This is a genomic window from Streptomyces sp. NPDC058145 (assembly GCF_042884245.1).
Classification (GTDB): domain Bacteria; phylum Actinomycetota; class Actinomycetes; order Streptomycetales; family Streptomycetaceae; genus Streptomyces.
In genome coordinates this window covers 60425-77237 of the sequence record NZ_JBHVUH010000017.1, presented here as the reverse complement: position 1 = coordinate 77237, position 16813 = coordinate 60425, and the positions used below count along the sequence as shown (strand labels likewise).

At 68.5% G+C, this 16813-nt stretch carries 14 protein-coding genes and 7 pseudogenes; 10 read left to right on the top strand and 11 right to left on the bottom strand.

The window, feature by feature from the left end; genetic code table 11:
- Positions 1-178: 178 nt before the first annotated feature.
- The 4 genes and pseudogenes from ACFVVO_RS32420 to ACFVVO_RS32405 all read left to right on the top strand — a co-directional run.
- Entirely contained in the window at positions 179-2104 is a 1926-nt protein-coding gene (locus ACFVVO_RS32420; RefSeq protein WP_390059738.1) for a hypothetical protein, read from the top strand.
- 34 nt (positions 2105-2138) lie between these two features.
- The gene (locus ACFVVO_RS32415) at positions 2139-2834 is read left to right on the top strand and encodes a hypothetical protein (RefSeq protein ID WP_390059736.1); all 696 of its coding nucleotides are present in this window, start codon (positions 2139-2141) and stop codon (positions 2832-2834) included.
- Positions 2835-2895: 61 nt separating this feature from the next.
- Positions 2896-3444 (top strand): transposase, encoded by a 549-nt coding sequence (locus ACFVVO_RS32410; protein WP_390059734.1) that lies wholly within the window; start codon positions 2896-2898, stop codon positions 3442-3444.
- Between the two features lie 75 nt (positions 3445-3519).
- Positions 3520-3693, top strand: a pseudogene (locus tag ACFVVO_RS32405) (transposase); the annotation flags it as partial.
- A gap of 402 nt (positions 3694-4095) precedes the next feature.
- Here the strand turns inward: ACFVVO_RS32405 and ACFVVO_RS32400 are convergent.
- The 4 genes and pseudogenes from ACFVVO_RS32400 to ACFVVO_RS32385 all read right to left on the bottom strand — a co-directional run.
- Positions 4096-4233: pseudogene (locus tag ACFVVO_RS32400) on the bottom strand (cold shock domain-containing protein); the annotation flags it as partial.
- Between the two features lie 245 nt (positions 4234-4478).
- Positions 4479-4802, bottom strand: a complete 324-nt coding sequence (locus tag ACFVVO_RS32395) for a MerR family transcriptional regulator (RefSeq protein ID WP_390059733.1) — start codon at positions 4800-4802, stop codon at positions 4479-4481.
- A 605-nt stretch (positions 4803-5407) separates the two neighbouring features.
- Positions 5408-6217 (bottom strand): formate/nitrite transporter family protein, encoded by an 810-nt coding sequence (locus ACFVVO_RS32390; RefSeq protein ID WP_390059731.1) that lies wholly within the window; start codon positions 6215-6217, stop codon positions 5408-5410.
- 318 nt (positions 6218-6535) lie between these two features.
- Positions 6536-6793 carry a hypothetical protein gene (locus ACFVVO_RS32385; RefSeq protein WP_390059730.1) on the bottom strand — a complete coding sequence of 86 codons (258 nt, stop codon included), beginning with the start codon at positions 6791-6793 and terminating at the stop codon, positions 6536-6538.
- A 102-nt stretch (positions 6794-6895) separates the two neighbouring features.
- On the opposite strand from ACFVVO_RS32385, the gene ACFVVO_RS32380 reads away from it, so the two are divergent.
- Positions 6896-7312, top strand: coding sequence for a hypothetical protein (locus tag ACFVVO_RS32380; RefSeq protein WP_390059728.1), 417 nt, complete (start codon positions 6896-6898; stop codon positions 7310-7312).
- 44 nt (positions 7313-7356) lie between these two features.
- Here the strand turns inward: ACFVVO_RS32380 and ACFVVO_RS32375 are convergent, their stop codons facing one another.
- Positions 7357-7821, bottom strand: a complete 465-nt coding sequence (locus ACFVVO_RS32375) for a hypothetical protein (protein ID WP_390059726.1) — start codon at positions 7819-7821, stop codon at positions 7357-7359.
- A 205-nt stretch (positions 7822-8026) separates the two neighbouring features.
- Here ACFVVO_RS32375 and ACFVVO_RS32370 point away from each other — a divergent pair, with 205 nt between their 5' ends.
- Positions 8027-8434 carry an STAS domain-containing protein gene (locus ACFVVO_RS32370; protein ID WP_390059724.1) on the top strand — a complete coding sequence of 136 codons (408 nt, stop codon included), beginning with the start codon at positions 8027-8029 and terminating at the stop codon, positions 8432-8434.
- Positions 8435-8819: 385 nt separating this feature from the next.
- Here ACFVVO_RS32370 and ACFVVO_RS32365 read toward each other — a convergent pair whose 3' ends face one another.
- Positions 8820-9605 (bottom strand): hypothetical protein, encoded by a 786-nt coding sequence (locus ACFVVO_RS32365; RefSeq protein WP_390059723.1) that lies wholly within the window; start codon positions 9603-9605, stop codon positions 8820-8822.
- Between the two features lie 160 nt (positions 9606-9765).
- Here ACFVVO_RS32365 and ACFVVO_RS32360 point away from each other — a divergent pair.
- Positions 9766-9954, top strand: a pseudogene (locus ACFVVO_RS32360) (Imm21 family immunity protein); the annotation flags it as partial.
- A 125-nt stretch (positions 9955-10079) separates the two neighbouring features.
- On the opposite strand, the gene ACFVVO_RS32355 reads toward ACFVVO_RS32360, so the two are convergent.
- The gene (locus ACFVVO_RS32355) at positions 10080-11123 is read right to left on the bottom strand and encodes an alpha/beta fold hydrolase (RefSeq protein ID WP_390059870.1); all 1044 of its coding nucleotides are present in this window, start codon (positions 11121-11123) and stop codon (positions 10080-10082) included.
- Between the two features lie 262 nt (positions 11124-11385).
- On the opposite strand from ACFVVO_RS32355, the gene ACFVVO_RS32350 reads away from it, so the two are divergent.
- Positions 11386-12261 carry an IS5 family transposase gene (locus ACFVVO_RS32350; RefSeq protein ID WP_390059722.1) on the top strand — a complete coding sequence of 292 codons (876 nt, stop codon included), beginning with the start codon at positions 11386-11388 and terminating at the stop codon, positions 12259-12261.
- Between the two features lie 10 nt (positions 12262-12271).
- Here ACFVVO_RS32350 and ACFVVO_RS32345 read toward each other — a convergent pair whose 3' ends face one another.
- Positions 12272-12790, bottom strand: coding sequence for a hypothetical protein (locus tag ACFVVO_RS32345; RefSeq protein ID WP_390059720.1), 519 nt, complete (start codon positions 12788-12790; stop codon positions 12272-12274).
- On the opposite strand from ACFVVO_RS32345, the pseudogene ACFVVO_RS32340 reads away from it, so the two are divergent.
- Positions 12767-13536: pseudogene (locus ACFVVO_RS32340) on the top strand (transposase family protein); the annotation flags it as partial. The gene ACFVVO_RS32345 and the pseudogene ACFVVO_RS32340 overlap by 24 nt on opposite strands.
- Here ACFVVO_RS32340 and ACFVVO_RS32335 read toward each other — a convergent pair.
- Positions 13507-14125, bottom strand: a pseudogene (locus tag ACFVVO_RS32335) (IS5 family transposase); the annotation flags it as partial. The pseudogenes ACFVVO_RS32340 and ACFVVO_RS32335 sit on opposite strands and share 30 nt — an antisense overlap.
- A gap of 526 nt (positions 14126-14651) precedes the next feature.
- On the opposite strand from ACFVVO_RS32335, the gene ACFVVO_RS32330 reads away from it, so the two are divergent.
- Entirely contained in the window at positions 14652-15599 is a 948-nt protein-coding gene (locus ACFVVO_RS32330; RefSeq protein WP_390059718.1) for a phosphotransferase family protein, read from the top strand.
- 55 nt (positions 15600-15654) lie between these two features.
- On the opposite strand, the pseudogene ACFVVO_RS32325 reads toward ACFVVO_RS32330, so the two are convergent.
- Both ACFVVO_RS32325 and ACFVVO_RS32320 read right to left on the bottom strand, forming a co-directional pair.
- Positions 15655-16005: pseudogene (locus ACFVVO_RS32325) on the bottom strand (hypothetical protein); the annotation flags it as partial.
- Positions 16006-16077: 72 nt separating this feature from the next.
- Positions 16078-16778: pseudogene (locus ACFVVO_RS32320) on the bottom strand (IS5 family transposase); the annotation flags it as partial.
- Positions 16779-16813 lie beyond the last annotated feature (35 nt).

Genomic DNA, 16813 nt, shown 5'->3' with positions numbered 1-16813 from the left:
CACCGCACCGCACCGCACTGCACCTTGTCCCACCGCGCACCCGCCGCCCGTGACCGCCCCCATGCCATGCGGCCGTTGCCCTCTTGGGGCGGCCGCCGGGATGCAACGACACTCCCACCGGCCTGCGCCGCACACCGCGCCCATGTGCCGAACCGTCAACCGCGCCCAGGAGAAGACCATGCCGGCGTCCGAAGACCACGCCAGCCGCACCACCCTGCAGGCCCACCCTCCACACCGCGGACACGTGCCCGGGCAGGCGGCCGCCCCCCTCACGCCCGACGGCCACGCGCCCCACGACCTCGCGCACCCGGCACCCTTCATGACGGCCCACACCCCCGCAGCCCCGCACGGCGTACCCGTCCCGCGACCGAGCCACGGCCTGCAGACCCTGGGTGAATACAAGGGGTCGGGCTTCACCGAACGCCGGTACATCGTCCGCCGCGGCGACGGACAAGTCATCCAGCTCTCCCGCCTGCTGTACCTCGTCGTCGCAAGCATCGACGGCATCCGCGACGCCGAGGCCATCTCCCACCGGGTCAGCGGCCGCTACGGGACCGAAGTCACCACCGACAACATCCTCCACCTGGTGGAACACAAGCTCACCCCGCTCGGCATCACCCTCCCCCCAGACGGCCACCCCGACGAGATCGTCGCGCCCCGCTCCGATCTGCTGCTGGCCCTGCGCGGCCACAAAACGATCTTCCACGAGGGGCACGTCGCCCGCATCGCCGCCGCCCTCGCCTGGCTGCACCGGCCCGTGGTGGTGGCGGCGACGCTGGCGGGCGCCGTCGTCATGGACGTCTGGCTCTTCGCCGTCCACGGAGCCATGACCTCCGTCCTGCAAGTCCTCGAACAGCCACTGTGGATGCTCATCATCCTCCTCCTGACCGTAGCCTCCCTCCTCTTCCACGAGTTCGGACACGCCTCCGCCTGCCACTACAGCGGAGCAGTACCCGGGAAGATCGGCTGCGGCATCTTCCTGATCTGGCCCTCCATGTACACCGACGTCACCGACGTCTACCGGATCGGGAAAGCCGGCCGCCTGCGCACCGGACTCGGCGGCGTCTACTTCAACGTCCTGTTCATGCTCGTCCTCACCGCCGGCTACCTCCTCACCGGCCAGTCCTTCCTCCTCGCCGCCGTCTACCTCGCACACTTCGAAGTCCTCGAGCAACTCATGCCCGCCGTACGCCTCGACGGCTACTACATCCTCGGCGACCTCGCCGGCGTCCCCGACCTCTACGGCAAGATCAAACCCATCCTGCTGAACCTGCTCCCCGGCACACACCACCGCAACGCCGCCACCCAGGTCACGGACCTCAAACGCTCCGCACGCACCATCGTCACCGTGTGGGTCCTCACCATGGTCCCGCTGCTCCTCGCCGAAGCCGCCTACGCCCTGTGGAACCTCCCCCGCCTGCTCACCACCGCCACCCGCGCCCTGCACGACCAAACCCTGGGAACCATCACCGCGTTCACCGACGGACACACCGCGGCCGGACTGGTCGCAGTCATCGGCACCCTCATGCTGCTGTGCCCCCTCGCCGGAGGCACCTACCTCACCACCCGCCTCACCACCCGCCTCTGGCGCGCCACCACCAAAGCAACCCACGGCAAACCCATGCTCCGTCTCGCACTGGCCACCGCCACCACCACCACCTGCGCCGTCCTCGCCACCGCCTGGGTCCAGGGCCTCACCCCCCAGCCGCTCCCCAAAGCAGCACCCGCCACCCCCATCCTGCAACCCGGCACACCCACCCACACAACCCCCAACCCCACCCCCACACACCCGGCCACCACACCCCCGGCCACCCGCCCCTCCCCCACCACCACAGCCAGTCAAAACCACCCCCCACCAGCCCCCCACCCCACCACCAGCGACCAACACACCCCCACCCTCACGCCCTCCGCCACACCCCCCGGCAACACCCGCACACCCAGCCCCACCACACCGCCCGGCACCACCCCCACCCACCCCGCACCCAGCACAACCCCGAGCCACACCCCCACCCCATCCCCCTCCCACACCCCCTCCCCCTCACAGCCCCCCACCCCGCCCCCACCCACAACAACCACCCCACCGTCAGACCCGAGCCAGTCCTGACACCACGTCACCAACCCCTTCGCAGGAGAAGACCATGCACCACCGCAAACCAAGCACCCCCAAAACCACCACCACAGCCATCCGCCTCAGCGCCGCCATCACCGCCGGCCTCGCCATGACCACCATCACCACCACAGCACGCGCCACCCCCACCCGACCCAACAACACCCCCCACATCGCCATCGCCGTCGACACCGCCTACAGCCACGCCGACAGGACCCACATGAACCAGACCGACACCACCTTCACCATCCACGAATACGGCCCCACCACCGCCGTCACCGCCAACAACCGCGCCACCGCCATCTCCGCAGGATGCACCCCCAACAACCCCTGCCGCTCAATCGCCCTCTCCTACCAAATCGTCACCACAGCCGGCCACAACGCACACCTCATCAACGCCACCAACCTCAGCCGATCCCTCAACAACCACTGCCCCACCTGCCAAACCCTCTCCGCCGCCTACCAATTCATCATCGCCACACCCCGACAACTCACCCTCAGCCACCAGACACGCACCCAACTCAGCACCATCAACCACCAAATCAACACCCTCAAAACATCCCCCCTACCCATCGACCAAATCACCCACCACGCCGACGAACTCGCCCACCAAATCAAAACCATCCTCGACCACGAAACCACACACGCACCCCACACCAGCAACACCAACGACCCCCAAACCAACTTCACACCCACCGTCACCATGCACCGCCACATCCACTACTGACCTTTGCGGCGTGATGTCGTTGGGGGCTGACGATGTGTGATCGTCGCGAGCCGGCTTCTCGATGACGCCGCCCACCGCACGGACCTGGGCCCGGCGCGGACACACACCCGTCATACGGGTCCGGGGACGCTCCCAGCGCCGCTTCTCCATCGCCGCTCTGGCCTGCTACAAGCACGGCGAACGCTCACGCCTGATCTACCGGCCCAAACGGCATGCCGATCACAAGCGCGGCGGCAGACGCAGCTTCACCTGGACCGGCTACCGCGACCTGCTCATCGCCGCCCACCAGCAGCTCGGCGCACCCATCGGGCTCGTGTGGGACAACCTCAACGTCCACAAGGACCGCCGACTGCGGGAGTTCATCGACACCCACGACTGGATCACCTGCTACTCCCTGCCGGCCCATGCACCCGACCTCAACCCCGTCGAGGGCATCTCGTCACTGCTACGACGCAGCAGCCAAGCCAACGCCGCATTCACCGACCCCGACCACCTCATCAGCACACTCCGACACGGTCTCCGCCACATCCAGTACCGCGACAACCTCATCAACGGATGTCTCGCCGAAACCGGCCTCACCTTGACGACATCACTGCAGCAACGTCAGTAGAGGGCATCCGATCTATGTAGTTGGTAGGTAGGGATGCTTTTGTGACCGCCGTCGTTGACGATCGTTGGACCATGCGTGAGTGTTCGTCGCCCGTACCGCAGTGACGTGTCCGATGCCCGCTGGGCCTTGATCGAACCGGTCTTCACCGCTTGGCGGGCGCGACGGACCGGCCCCGGCACAGCGGCCCGAGTGCACGACTTGCGAGAGATCGTCAACGCGATCCTCTATGTCAACCGCACCGGGCATCCCTTGCCCTGATCTGTGTCGGGATTGCAGTGCGAAGGGCGCTGCTGTTTGACCTGCCGTGGCTGCGCTGGCACCCCGGGCAGAACCAGCGGCTGTCTACCTGACCTTCCTGACATTCACCGGTGACAGTCAGCACCGCCCCGGCCCACGCCACCGGTGAAGCGGACTTGATCACGCTCTGCGCGTCCACTACGGCCGCGGTGGGCTCCGCACGGCGGCCCTGTAATCGGCGGGCCTTGTCGCGCAATAGGTCGTGGACCTGCTGGGTGGAGCCGTCGGCCTCCCACTTCGCGTAGTAGCCGTAGACGGTCTTGTACGGAGGGAAGTCGTGCGGCAGGCCGGCACTCGCCGTTCCGGCCGGGGTCGAGCGCTGTCCCCTGCGTTGGGCGGGCGGAGTACGAAAGGTCAGGCCGGGTTGATGTTCTCGGCCTGGGGGCCCTTCTGGCCCTGGGTGACGTCGAACGTCACGCTCTGGCCCTCCTGGAGCTCACGGAAGCCCGAGGAGTTGATCGCCGAGTAGTGGGCGAACACGTTCCCGTAGCCATGTCTCATGCCTTCCAGTCGAGTACGCCTCCCACAACGTGCGGCAGGCGGAGGTGATCGCCCAGGTTCCTGCGGCACAGCACAGCAAAACGCCCACGCCTACGGCGTGGGCAAAGGGAACTTCCGAACCACGACAGCTGACGCAGACGGTACACGCCCGCACACGCTGTCACCACAGGAAACAAGTACACATTGTGGACCGTGTGCGGGCAGGTCCGCCGTCTGGGGCGGCAGGCGCGCCCAGGTCAAGCCGCGACCGTCGGATTCGCTGATTCGGCGGCGCGGCGGTACTCGGCGTTGATGCGCTGGGCCTCTTCGAGCTGGTCCTCGAGGAGGGCGATCCGGCAGGCCGCCTCGATGGGCGTGCCCTGGTCGACGATTTCCCAGCGCAGCTGGTAGCGGGAGTAGCGGCGGTGTCCGCCGGTCGAGCGCAGCGGGGTGATGAGGCGGTGCTCTCCGAGGGCGCGGAGGAAGCCCTGGGTGGTGCCGAGCATTTCGGCGGCCCGGCCCATGGTGTAGGCGGGGTAGTCGTCGTCATGGAGACGGCCGAACGAGTCGTCTGCGGTCATTGCACCTCTCTATGGAACGCGTGGAGGGGCCCGGGAGCATGTGGCTCCCGGGCCCGAAGGAACTGCTACACCATCTGCCGGCCCTGATACTGCGCCGGCCTTCCCGACCGACTGCTGTCGGGAGCGGGGGGATCGCAGATGCGTGACCGGAGACCACCTCACTATCGATGTCCTGCGGTACCCGGGCTCCGTACTGCTGGCCGGCGATCCTGATGGCTCTTGGCTCCTCCGTTCCTCCCTCTGGATCAATCACTTACCAAACGGGAACTGCGTACTGCTGGTGTTGCGTACCCTGGCGCGGTTTCGTGGGTCGCCCTCGCCGCTCGTCACGGATCGGCCCTACTGGTTGCCAGGCGCTGGACTTCCATGTCGTCCCCATCAGGCCTGCTCTGCCCACTGCCCGGACGATCGGCCACCGATGCGAACGGCCCGGTCGGGTGTTCGGTATCCGCCGTCGACGACGGGGGAGTGCCTGTCCGAGGTCGTATCAGTGGACGGTGAAGCCACCATCGACGGGGAGAGCTGTTCCGATGACGAAGCTGGCGCCGATTAGTCAACGGGCCGAGATGGTGAGCCCACGCTCGTCAGGCCACACCTCTCAGGCTTCAGGAGCCGTCTCTCCCCGCCTGGTTCTCGTCGCTCAACAGCGGGGCACTGCGGATGAAGCGCAGCGCTGTCGTCAGCAAGAGGCCGCCGACGACGTTGCCGAGAACCGCCCAAGCCAACCACTTCAGCCAGTCGAGGTAACCGTAGGACGTCCTGCCGGTGTGCAGGCCGGCGAACGCGATGAGGGAGTCCAGCACCGAGTGCCACAGCCCGAGCCCGGCCAGGACGAACGCGGTGGTGATCGATGCGGTGATCTTCCCGGTCATGGACTCGCTGCCATGATGCATACGGGTCATGAGCGTGATGACGCCGCCACCTAGCACAGCGAGGCAAAAGGTACCCAACGTGTAGCCCCCGTCGACGAACTGCGCACCCAGAGCAGCCGCGGTGCCGTGCAGATCCGGGTAAGCCTGCATGACCAGCCACATGACCACCCAGCCGCCGATCAGATTCATCACCAGTACCGTCGCCCACATCCGCACCAGGTCGAGCCAGGTGGCCGCGCCCGCGATGACGGTGGCGACGGGCACCAGGAACCCTTCTGTGAAGAGCTCGCTGTGCCCGAGCAACAGAGCAATGAGCCCTACGGAGAAGGCCAGTCCGGCCAGGAGTTCACTGCCGGTCGCGTGCCGCACGAACAGCAGCGTCATTACGCCGACACCGACGTCGATACCGCCCAGCAGTGAGGTGGCCACCAATGACGTCCAGGTGCGGTGCAGCCGTGGCTGGCCCTCGGCCACGATCCGTTCCGCCGCTTCGGCGACTCTCCGCTCCCCGGGCCCCTGCATGATCTGGTCATCCGGCTCCATGACGGTTCCTCCAGTCTCGCGTCACCACGGGAGCGTTCCTCGGCATCGTCGCCGTAGCATTCCCGGACGATCTGATGGACGCCGTCGCTGCGGGTGATGGAGCAGGACGGAGCCGGGCCAGTGGAGGCACGGAGCCAGAGTCCAGCGCCTGGCCCAGTCCCCCACGTGCACCGATGCCACTTGTCGCTGGCGTGAGGTCGGGTCGGGTCGATCGAGCATCGGCGACCAGCATTCGGGTGACTGTCCATGACGGCTCCGCAGAGCGCGTTCCTTCAACCGTCAAGATGCGGGTAGGCGCACCTCAAGGTGCGCTGCTGGTTACGGTGAGGCGAAGCCGTGGTGCCAGCTGACAGCGGCACCGTGACCGCGTGCGCCTCTCGACCAGGCGGCGTGCGCCCCGCTGCTCAAGGCCTTCAACTTCCAGCCGCTGCCGCTGCAGGCCTCATGCAGGGGCGGGAACCGGTGCCCCTTCACGTCGGTGCTGTCCTCGTGGCCCTGGCCGCAGTCGCATTCGTAGATCCCGGACTGGGGGACGATTTCGCCGGGGTGGTGAACCTTCTCGCTGCTCTCGCTCATGACGTCAGTGTCTGTAGCCGGTCACCCGGTGAGTCCTTCCCGCGCGTCGGACCGCTGTGAAGGCACCCGAACGGCGGTGAGCTGCCGTGGAAGGCATCACGTGTGACGTGGCCCTTGCCCGAGCCGATGCTGACGGTGGCTGTAGACAGCCCTGCCGTTCCCGCGGGGTGGGCAGCAGAGCCGAAGTGGGACGGCTACCGCGCCCAGCTCGCCGCGTACGCGGGCGGACGGGTGCTGCTGCGCTCCCGGCAGGGGACGGACATGACCGGCTCATTTCCCGAGGTGCGCGCCGCCGCCCTGGCACAGCTGCCGGCGGACACCGGCCTGGACGACGAGCTGATCGTGTGGGAATCCGACCGGCTGGCATTCGAGCGGCTGCAGCAGCGCCTCGCCCGGCGCGGGGCAGCTGCTGTTCAGGGTGCGCGCGAGTGGCTGGCGCACTTCGTGGCCTTCGACCTGGTCCACCGAGGCGACGACCTGACTGCGTGGCCGTACACCCGGCGCCCGCTTCAGGGTTGACGACGCCGTGCGTCCGAAGTTCATGGTGCGCGCCTCCTGCACGGTCATTGTCCTTGCCGGGACCGCCGGCTCCGGGGGCGTTGCGGGGTGCGGCGTGAGTGCCGTAGGGGGGCCGGATCGTCTGCGGCGGGGGCTGAGGAGAAGCCGCCCGGGATGCTCGGCCGGGCGGGGGCCGGCACCTGTTCGCCAGTCGGGGCGGGCCGGCTTGTGGGGCTGGTGGGGCGGTTCGGTCGCGCGGCGCGCGTCAGGAGGGTGGCGTTCGGGATGAGCGGGGCGCACATCTCGCAGACCTCTTCCACGCTCCACACACGCCGCACGATCGGGTCGTGCCGCAGGATCATCACCATCCCGCCCGCGCAGGACGTCTTGGTGTCGGGGTGGGCGTCGCATCGCTGGGAGCCGCAGTGGCAGTAGGCGGTGGGGTTGACGGTGGCTGCTTTCGCGTGTGCGGCGGCGTGCGCGGCGGCGAAGGCGCGCAGCGCGGTGAGGTTCTGGGAGCGGGGCGGCATCCGGCAAGTGGGGGTGCTGCGCTGCCTATGCCCACGATGAAGCGCGCCTCACTGCCAGACTTTGGGACGGACGAAGCCCCGCGCGGACAGCCTGGAACGGCGTGGGGCCTTCAGTTGCCCGAAGGAAACCGCGTCCAGGGCGGATGAACGTCACTGGACGGGGTAGCTGGGCTGCGGCCGTGTAGACCCCGTACGAGGAGAAGTTGTGAGCGAACCAGCAGGTCTGGGTGTTGAGGTGGCCGTGATCAGCTCCGACGCCGCGGTCATCACCGTCTGCGGAGAGCTCGACACTGACACCGGCCTCGCCCTTCAGCACCAGTTGGCCGGTCAGGTGGTGCACGGACGACGTCACCTGGTGCTGGACCTGGCGGACGTGCCGTTCATGGACTCCTCCGGGCTGCGTGTGATCGTACGGACCGTTACCGACATGCGGAACATCGACGGATCCGTGTCCCTGGCCGCGCCCAGCCAAGTGGTGCGACGTGTGCTCGACCTGACCGGGGTCGGCATGACCTGCCAGATATTCGACAGCGCGGACGCAGCCTGTGAAGCCCTCCTGGGCCGGAAGGACGAGGTGCCGGATCGCACTGCCTACAACACGGTGGATCGATAGCGAATCCACCACGACAAGCCCTCCGAGCACTCGGGGCTTGTCTCACTGGAAACCGGGCCCGGTGCCCGTGACACAGTACGGCAGCCTTTCAGGGTGTGCCGGCACCTCGTCGACGGCTCGGCTCTCGACGGCCGACCCCGCCTCAGCTGCGCCGATGCTGCCCTCGTGTATCGCCGCGATGTCCGATAGCTGAGTGTGGACCATGCTCGAATGCAGGAACCGTTCGAGTTCCTCGGGCGCCGCCAGCCGGGCCACCGCTTCGTGATAGCGGACGGCGACGGCGATGTTGGGGTGAATGCGCGGTCAGTAGGGGGCTGCGCGTCAGGAGCGGCACAGGGATCTGGGTTGGCGTCCGCCCGCCGGCCGGGACTGACGCCACCGGACGTCAGGGAAGCGCGAGCACCGCGGCGATGGCGGAGCGGAGTTCCTGGTCGTCGAGGACGGCCCGGTAGTCCCGGTGGGCGGAAAGCCGCAGATCGCGGGCGCCGACGAGGCGCAGTGCCCGCCCTGCGGCCGGCGTGACCGCGCCGATGCGCAAAAACCCGCGGAGTGCCTCGGCCAGGTCGCCGTAGCGGTCGTCGTCCCCGGTGAAGCGCACGACGACCTGCTCCAACACCGCCAGGGTGGCACCCGGATCGCCGGTGATCGCCCACAGGGCTACCGCCGCCGTCACCCTCCCATGCTCGGCGTTCTCGATGACCTCACGCACCCGTCCGGCATGGGCCGCGGCGGCGGGGCCGAAGTCGGACAGGAGGAGAACCGGTCCGTACGGCGACGCCTGCTCGTCGTACATCGCGTCGCCTAGGAGCCGCAGGGCGGTGCCGTCGTCACCTCCCGCGATGCGCCACGCGGCCCACGCGGTCCTGTGGTGGTTGCCCGGGTGGTCGAGGACGACCGCGTCGCGCACGGCGGACGCCGTCGAGGCGGCACCGGGACCCATCGCGAGCAGCACGTCGACCACGCGCAACGAGTACCGCGTGTCATTCAGGAGCGGCAGGACGACCGGGAGCACGGGCAGCGCGTCCGGCCCCCACTCCTCGGCGACCTGCAGCAAGGTGCCCATGATCTCGCCGTGGTCGCCGTGCCGTTCGTGGTCCTGCCGCACCTCCTCCAGCAGCGCGGGCAGCAGGGCGTCCGCGTGCTCGCGCAGCGGCGTGAGGACTTCGTGCATCTCCGGCCTACGCGGATCGCCCGCCACCCAGCTGCGCCCGAACTGCTCCCGGTAGGGCGCCCAGAGCGACTCGACCAGGCCGGGGAGGCCGCGGGGGTCGCCCAGCCGGACCAGGGTCCAGCGTGCGAAGTCGCCGACGGTCCCCTCGATCCAGGAGATTTTGTCGGTCCGCTCGAACCGGGGCCGTACGGCCGGATCAGCGAGGACGTCCAGCAGTAGGCCGGCATGCCGGAGGGAGGCGTCGCGATCGAGGGACGACTACGACCGGGCCTGCGCGGTGGACGATCTGGCCGGTGTGATCGCCGTTGGCGAGAACGGTGCGCAGGCACTCGTGCTGGCGGACGAGCCGACCACCAGATGCCCTCGACTGCCTCGCCCGGGACGACCGCGTCATCTTTTCGGGCCACCGTATGTATCCGCGTTCGCCGACACCGCATCCAGCAGCACCAGGCTGTTCAGCCCAGCCCCAGCGTTCTACGGAGCCGGGCTGATGTCACCGTTGGTGTTCATGTCGAAGATGCCCTGGGTCTTGCCGTCGACCTTCAGCTGCTTGAGCCAGTGCTTCGAGAGGTTGTGCACGTTCTGGTGCTGCATCTCCCACACCACCGAATGCCCGGCGCAGTCCAGCTTGACCATCAGCTTGTGGTCGCCGGCGATGGCGTTGTAGAGCGCGGGGACCGAGAAGTTGAATTCCGGATCTTCGCTCGACGTGTTCGCCTGCCTGTCGTGCTCCCCATACGCGATGAGGACCGGCACGCTGCCGCCGAGGACGCCGCCCTGCGCCGCGGTGGTCTTGTTCCAGCCCCACCGGACGAAGTTCCTGATGCGATTGCGCCCTTCACCTTCCGGCCCCCACGTGCTGCCCACCGGATCGCTTTTCATGATCGCGTCCCACACCTTGTCGCGCATCGCTTGTTCGCGCTGGCCCTCACAGTGCACCTCGTTGGTCCACCCGTTCCAGGTTCCGTCTTTCGTACTCAGGAACGTCGGGAAGCCGGGCTGCGGCAGCGGGTCGGGGGCTTTCGACGTGCCCTCGGGCGGGAAGATCGGCGCCAGCAGGAACAGGCTCGACACCTTGCCCGGGTTTTTGACCGCGTACGGCCCCATCGTGAACGCGGCCGCGGACCAGCCGATGAAGGCGACCTTCTTCACCCCGCGCTCGCGGATGATCCACTCCACGACGGTGTTCAGCTCGTCCCGGTCGCTGTTCGAATTGGTCAGCTGGAACGGATAGTTCGGCGGGCCCGGCGTGAAACCTGGAGGTCTCGGCTTCAGGAGGTTCTGCTGGGCGGGGTTGACGTTGCGAGGGTCGTCCATCTTCGGCCGCGGCGACAGCCCCGAGCCCTGGAGGTCCATCATGAAGACGTCGTAACCGGCCTTCGCCAGCGCATCGGCCCAGCTGTACGACTTGAAATCGAGATCAAAGCCCGCGAGCACCGGAACGCTCCGGCCGTGGAGCATCAGGACGGCCGTGCGCTCGTCGAGGTGGCCGGGGAGCGTGCCGTCGCGCTCCCGCACGAAGAGTTCGACGTCCTTGTCCTTATTCGCGGGGACGGTGGACTTGTGGGGTACCCGGTGGTCTTTCACGGTGACGGGCATGAGGCTCCGTTCTATGAGCTCGGCCGGGGCGTCGTTTCCCCGCCCAGACCACGCTCGATGCGCGGGACGGTTCGCGCCACAGCAGGGGGCCAGTCGTGTGACGTGCACTTTCTCCGTGCTGGCGGCGGCCTGTTAGGCCGTGTATCGAAAGTAGATCTTGACCTGTGGATGATCACAGTGCATGGGGCGGGGAGATCTCACGGACGAGCAATGGGCGGTGCTGGAGCCGCTGTTACCGAAGGGTGCCAGGGCAGGGCGGCCGCCCGTCTGGCCTCGGCGGCAGCTGATCGACGGCATACGGTTCCGGATCCGTACCGGTGTTCCGTGGCGGGATGTACCTGTCGAGTACGGGCCCTGGGGCCGGGTCTACGACCTGTTCCGCCGATGGCAGCGGAACGGCACCTGGCACCGGATTTTCACCAGGCTCCAGTCTCTGGCCGATGCGAAGGGTGCGATCACATGGGACCTGAGCGTCGACTCCACGGTCTGCCGCGCCCACCAGCATGCGGCTGGAGCCCGCAAGCGGGGCGACCTGCAAAAGGAACCGCCAGGTGGCGTGTTCAACGAGCCCCGTGATCATGGGCTAGGAAGGTCGCGCGGCGGGTTCACCACCATGCTCCACCTGGCCGTCGAGCAAGGTCAAAAGCCTATGTCGATCGTGGTGACCGCAGGACAGCGTGGCGACTCGCCGCAGTTCGAACCCGTGTTGGCAAAGGTTCGCGTGCCCCGCCTCGGGCCGGGCCGACCACGCGTCCGCCCCGATCGCGTGCGGGCGGACAAGGCGTACGCCTCCCGCAGAAACCACACCTACCTGCGCCGTCGCGGGATCCGCTGCACCATCCCGAACAAGGTCGGCCAGGCCCGAAACCGCCAGAAGCTCGGCTCCCGCGGCGGCCGGCCCCCTTACTTTGACCCCGTCGACTACCGCAAGCGCCATGCGGTCGAGTGCGGAATCAACCGTCTCAAGAGACACCGCGCTGTCGCCACGCGATATGACAAGCTCGCCGTCCGCTACGAGACGACCGTCCTCGTCGCTGCCATCAACGAGTGGCTGTGACCCTCGGCCGTCACACAGTGGGATCCGCGTTCCACGCCGCGGGCAGATCGCTGCCGCAGAAGACGCAGACGAAGTCGTCCTCGCGCACGATGTTGTGCTGCTGGCAGTGGGGGCAACGCCGGAACACCACCTCGTGGGTGAAGCCGGAAGGCCGCCGAAGCTCTATGGCGTCCAGAGCACGGGCGACGTCCGCCCAGGAGCTGACTTCCGGGCAGTACCCGGTGGACTGGTTACTGACCTCGCTCACAGTCCACCGGTCTGCCTCGCGCATGAAGCTGATCTCGCCAGCACTCAGGACCATGTCTCCGCCGGCACAGGCCACGTGCTCGCTTCGCCGCGGCGCAAGCCGAAGCACCCCATCCACACCGACCACGAAGGTGAAGGGTTCGGCCAGCTCCGCCGATTGCTCCACGATCCAGCTGTCGAAGTCTGCCGCCGAGCCGATTCGACGCCCGCCGTCACCAGGCTGGACCACAGCCTTCAGCTCGGCTGGTCCGACATATCGATAACTCCGCCCCCGCGCACTCACGCTAGCCAACCTAGAGCACTTCCGACACACGCCCTAGCGCATCGGCTGTTTACGGGGTCCTCGCAGCGTCATCTCGCGTGTCTGGTCGAGGAGTTGGCTGTGTCGTCGCAGGCCGGCCTGGAGGGCCGCCGTCATGCTGCGCGGGGTGGGGCCAGGAAGCGGGCCGCGGGTGCCGGCGCCCGTCACCAGCTGGTTTTCGTCGACCGGCTGGTGGCCACGCTGATCCATCTGCGACACGACCTGCCGCACGCGGTGCTGGGACTGCTCTTCGGCGTCGACCGCTCCACCATCACCCGTGCGATCGCAGAAGTACGCACGCTCCTGGCCGAGCGGGGGTGCGCGGTTCCCGACCGTCCCGGTCTGCGGCTGCGGACGCTGACAGACGTGTTCGCCTACGCCCAGGCCGAGGGCATTGAGCTGCGCTTGGACGCCACCGAGATCCAGGTTCGTCGTCCGCCGGCCGGACGTGGCGGCCGACGCGCGTTCGTCTCCGGCAAGAAGAAACAGAACACGATGAAGGCCACCGTCATCGCCGACTGGCGGGGCCGCACGTTATGGACCGATGCCCTGCGGCCTGGTCGTATTCACGATGCCACGGCCGCCCGAACGAAGGCATAGCCATCTGCTTCCAGCACTTCCCCGACGTCGAGGTCCTCTTGGACGACGGCTATCTCGGCCTGAGCCGCGACCACCGCGGGCAAGCGATCAACCGCCCAGATCTTCGGCGTGATGCCGCGGGCCCGGAGAATGCGGCGGTACTTATCGTAGTCGTAGCCGCGGTCGGCGAACAGCCGCCGTGGTCGGTGACGTGGCCTGCCCACCAGGCCGCGGATGCGGGGGATCGCGTCCAGCAGGGGCACGAGCTGGGCGACGTCGTGACGGTTTCCGCTGGTCACCGACACCGCAAGGGGCGTGCCGTGCCGGTCGGTGATCACATGGTGCTTGCTGCCCCGGCGGCCGCGGTCGACCGGCGAAGGTCCGGTGTGAGCCCCCCTTCGAGGGCCCGGAGGTGCGAGCCGTCGACCGCGGCGTCCTCCATGTCTAACAGTCCGGCCTTGCGGTGTTCCAAGAGGAGAATCTCGTGCAGGCGGGCCAGACACCGGCCTCGGTCCAGTCACGCAGGCGCCGCCAGCACGTCACCCCACTGCAGCCGATCGTCTCGGTCGGCACGTGTGCCCAGGTCACGCCCGTGCGCAGCACGTAGACGATCCCGCGCAGAGCCGCACGGTCATCCGCCGGCAGCCGACCCGGGCACCGCCGACCCCGCGGCGGGCGCGGCGGAAGCAGCGGAGCGACACGATCCCACAGATCATCAGGCACAAGATCATCCGACACCCGCAGAACTCTGCCGCCCGCCAGCCCACTGCCAAGCCTGTGAGCCAAACTCATTCCGAAATGATCAGTAAGGTGGGAACGCCCTGCTACGACAGGACTGCGGGGCCCCCGGGCGGCCCTTCGCCGTGCGCCCTGGTCAAGGGCCGCCTCCCGCTCCGCCCACGATCCTGCAAAAGGTTGAGTTCGGCCTGCGTCCCGGGCGGGGCACGGCCGGATTAGCGGTAGGGGGCTGCGGCCGACGGACGCCGCAGTGCGTGGTGCCCGTCGGCGGGTCCCCGCGCAGTGGCCGGACGCGGCCGTCGGCGGGCGACGGCCGCCAGTGTACGAAGGAACAGCCACTGTCGGCTCCGGATACGCAGGATCCGTCGGCACTCTTCCGCCGTACACGCGTGGCGGACCGCACGGCGCCCGGCAGCGCTCCGTCACCGGGTGTCGCGCGGGCGAGGGGCCTACCGTGGGAGATGGTCCCGGCGTCGGCCCTGCCGACCGGCCGGTCGTTCACGCCGGGGGCGGAAGGAGGCACGAGATGTCCGATGCGATACGGGACACCACGGCCCGGCGCGTACGACATTTCGTCGACGCCGGATATCCCGACGCCGGGCCCGTCGAGGCGGCGGTGGAGGGAGCCGCCTACCGACTCGGGGACGGAACGGTGGCCAAGGTGTGGGAGCGCCGACGGGGATCCGAACTGCGGCGGATGCAGCGTTTCTACGCCGATGCCGCGGCGCACCTGCCGTTCGGCGCCCCGGAGATCCTCGCCGTCGAGGACATGGACGGTGTCCCGATGACCGTGGAGCGGGAGCTGACCGGCGAGCCCTTGGCGGGCAGGATCCGCACCGACGACCCGGACGAGGTGCTGCCCGAAGCGGTCGACTGCCTGGTCGGCGTGCTGCGCGCCCTCGCGGACGCCCATGACGTCGACGAGGTCAAGCACCTTCCTGTGCTGGACGAGGAACGCCCGCTGTGGGAAGGCCACACCACTTTCGGATCCGCCCTGGCGGACCTGGTGGACCGGCGGGTCAGCCGGTGCGCGGACCGGCTCTCCACGCATGTCCGCGACTTCGACGACACGCGCGCCCGGCTGCTTCGGAAGCTGCGCTCGCTGCCCCGTACCGACGAGGCGGTCGTCCACGGTGACGTCTTCCCGGAGACCGTGCTGGTGGACGACGACCTGCGGCCGCTCGCCCTCGTGGACTACGGCTTCCTGTCCACGGGCGGGGACCCCCGGTTCGACGCCGCCGTGGCCGCGGCCATCTTCCCGGCGGGCACCGAGCACGCCCCGGAGATCACCCGGCAGCTCACCACGCGGTTCGCCGACGAGTTCGGCTACGCGGTCGACGACCTCCTGCTGTACCGGGCCGCCTATGCGATGGCCACGAGCGACGCCTTCGCGCCGGGCGGCGGTGACGAGCACTTCGCCTGGTGCGTCACCGTGCTCGAGGACCCAGCCGTCGCCGAGTCCCTGCACCGGTGACGCACCGCGGGCAGCCGGGCGGCCGGGAAGTTCCGGTGACGGTGTGTGTGGTGCCCTACGATCCCGAGCGAATCCAGGGGCACATGGCCCTGGGGGTCGAGCGGCCGTTCTCTCTGCCGACGACGTCCGAGGAGGCCACGAAGACAGCGGGTGGATGGTCGAGCGGAAGGTCGGGGTTCCAAGCAGTCAGGCATTGCGCGCTTGGTACAAACAGCGGCTGGGGTAGCGCCGTCAAGGGCCAGAACCGCCAGGACCCAATGACCTTCTCGCGTTGGTGCGGGACGCCAGACCAGCGGGTGACGAGGACAGAAGTCGTCACCTGGACGACGTCGCCAACCCGGCCCAAGAGAGTGCCCAGCACCTGCACTTCATCAGGAACCGCCAGCAGGCCGGCTTCCTCGTGGAGCTCACGGACTGCGGCCTCCGCGAAGGTCTCACCCGGTTCGACGGTTCCGCCGACTAGGGACTTTCGTTTGGATCACCGGGCGGACCAGAGGAAGATGCCTGCGATGTGGAGTCCGGCCAGGTAGATGGTGGCGGTCTTCTCGTAGCGGGTGGCGATGCCGCGCCACTGTTTCAGGCGGTTGATGCACCGCTCGACGGTGTTGCGCTGCTTGTATGCCTCGCGGCCGAAGGCGGGCGGCCTGCGGCGCCGGCTGCCCCGTCGCAGCCGGTGGCCTCGCTGGTCCGCCGGGACCGGGATGACCGCCCGGATTCCGCGCCTGCGCAGGTGGTCGCGGATCGAGCGGGATGAGTAGGCCTTGTCCGCCAGGACCACGTCCGGCCTGGTGCGCGGACGACCACGCCGTCGGGGAACGCGCAGGCGGGCCATGACATCGGTGAAGGCGGGTGCGTCGCCGGCCTGTCCGGCGGTGAGAACGAACGCGAGGGGCCGGCAGCGAGCATCGGCTGCGAGGTGGATTTTCGTGGTCAGTCCGCCGCGGGACCGGTCGATGGCGTGGTCGCCTGGTTCGCCGGCCGGGGCCCCTTTTTGCGGGCCCCGGCGGCGTGCTGGTGAGCGCGCACGATCGTGGAATCCACCGAAACGGCCCAGGCCAGCTCCTCGTCGGCGTCAGCCTGGGCCATCAGGGCGGTGAACACCCGCTCCCACGTGCCGTCGACGGCCCACATCCGTAGCCGGTTGTAGACACCTCGCCAGTTGCCGTACTTCTCCGGCAGGTGGAGCGGCCCGGAAGCGAGCTGGTCATCTTGCC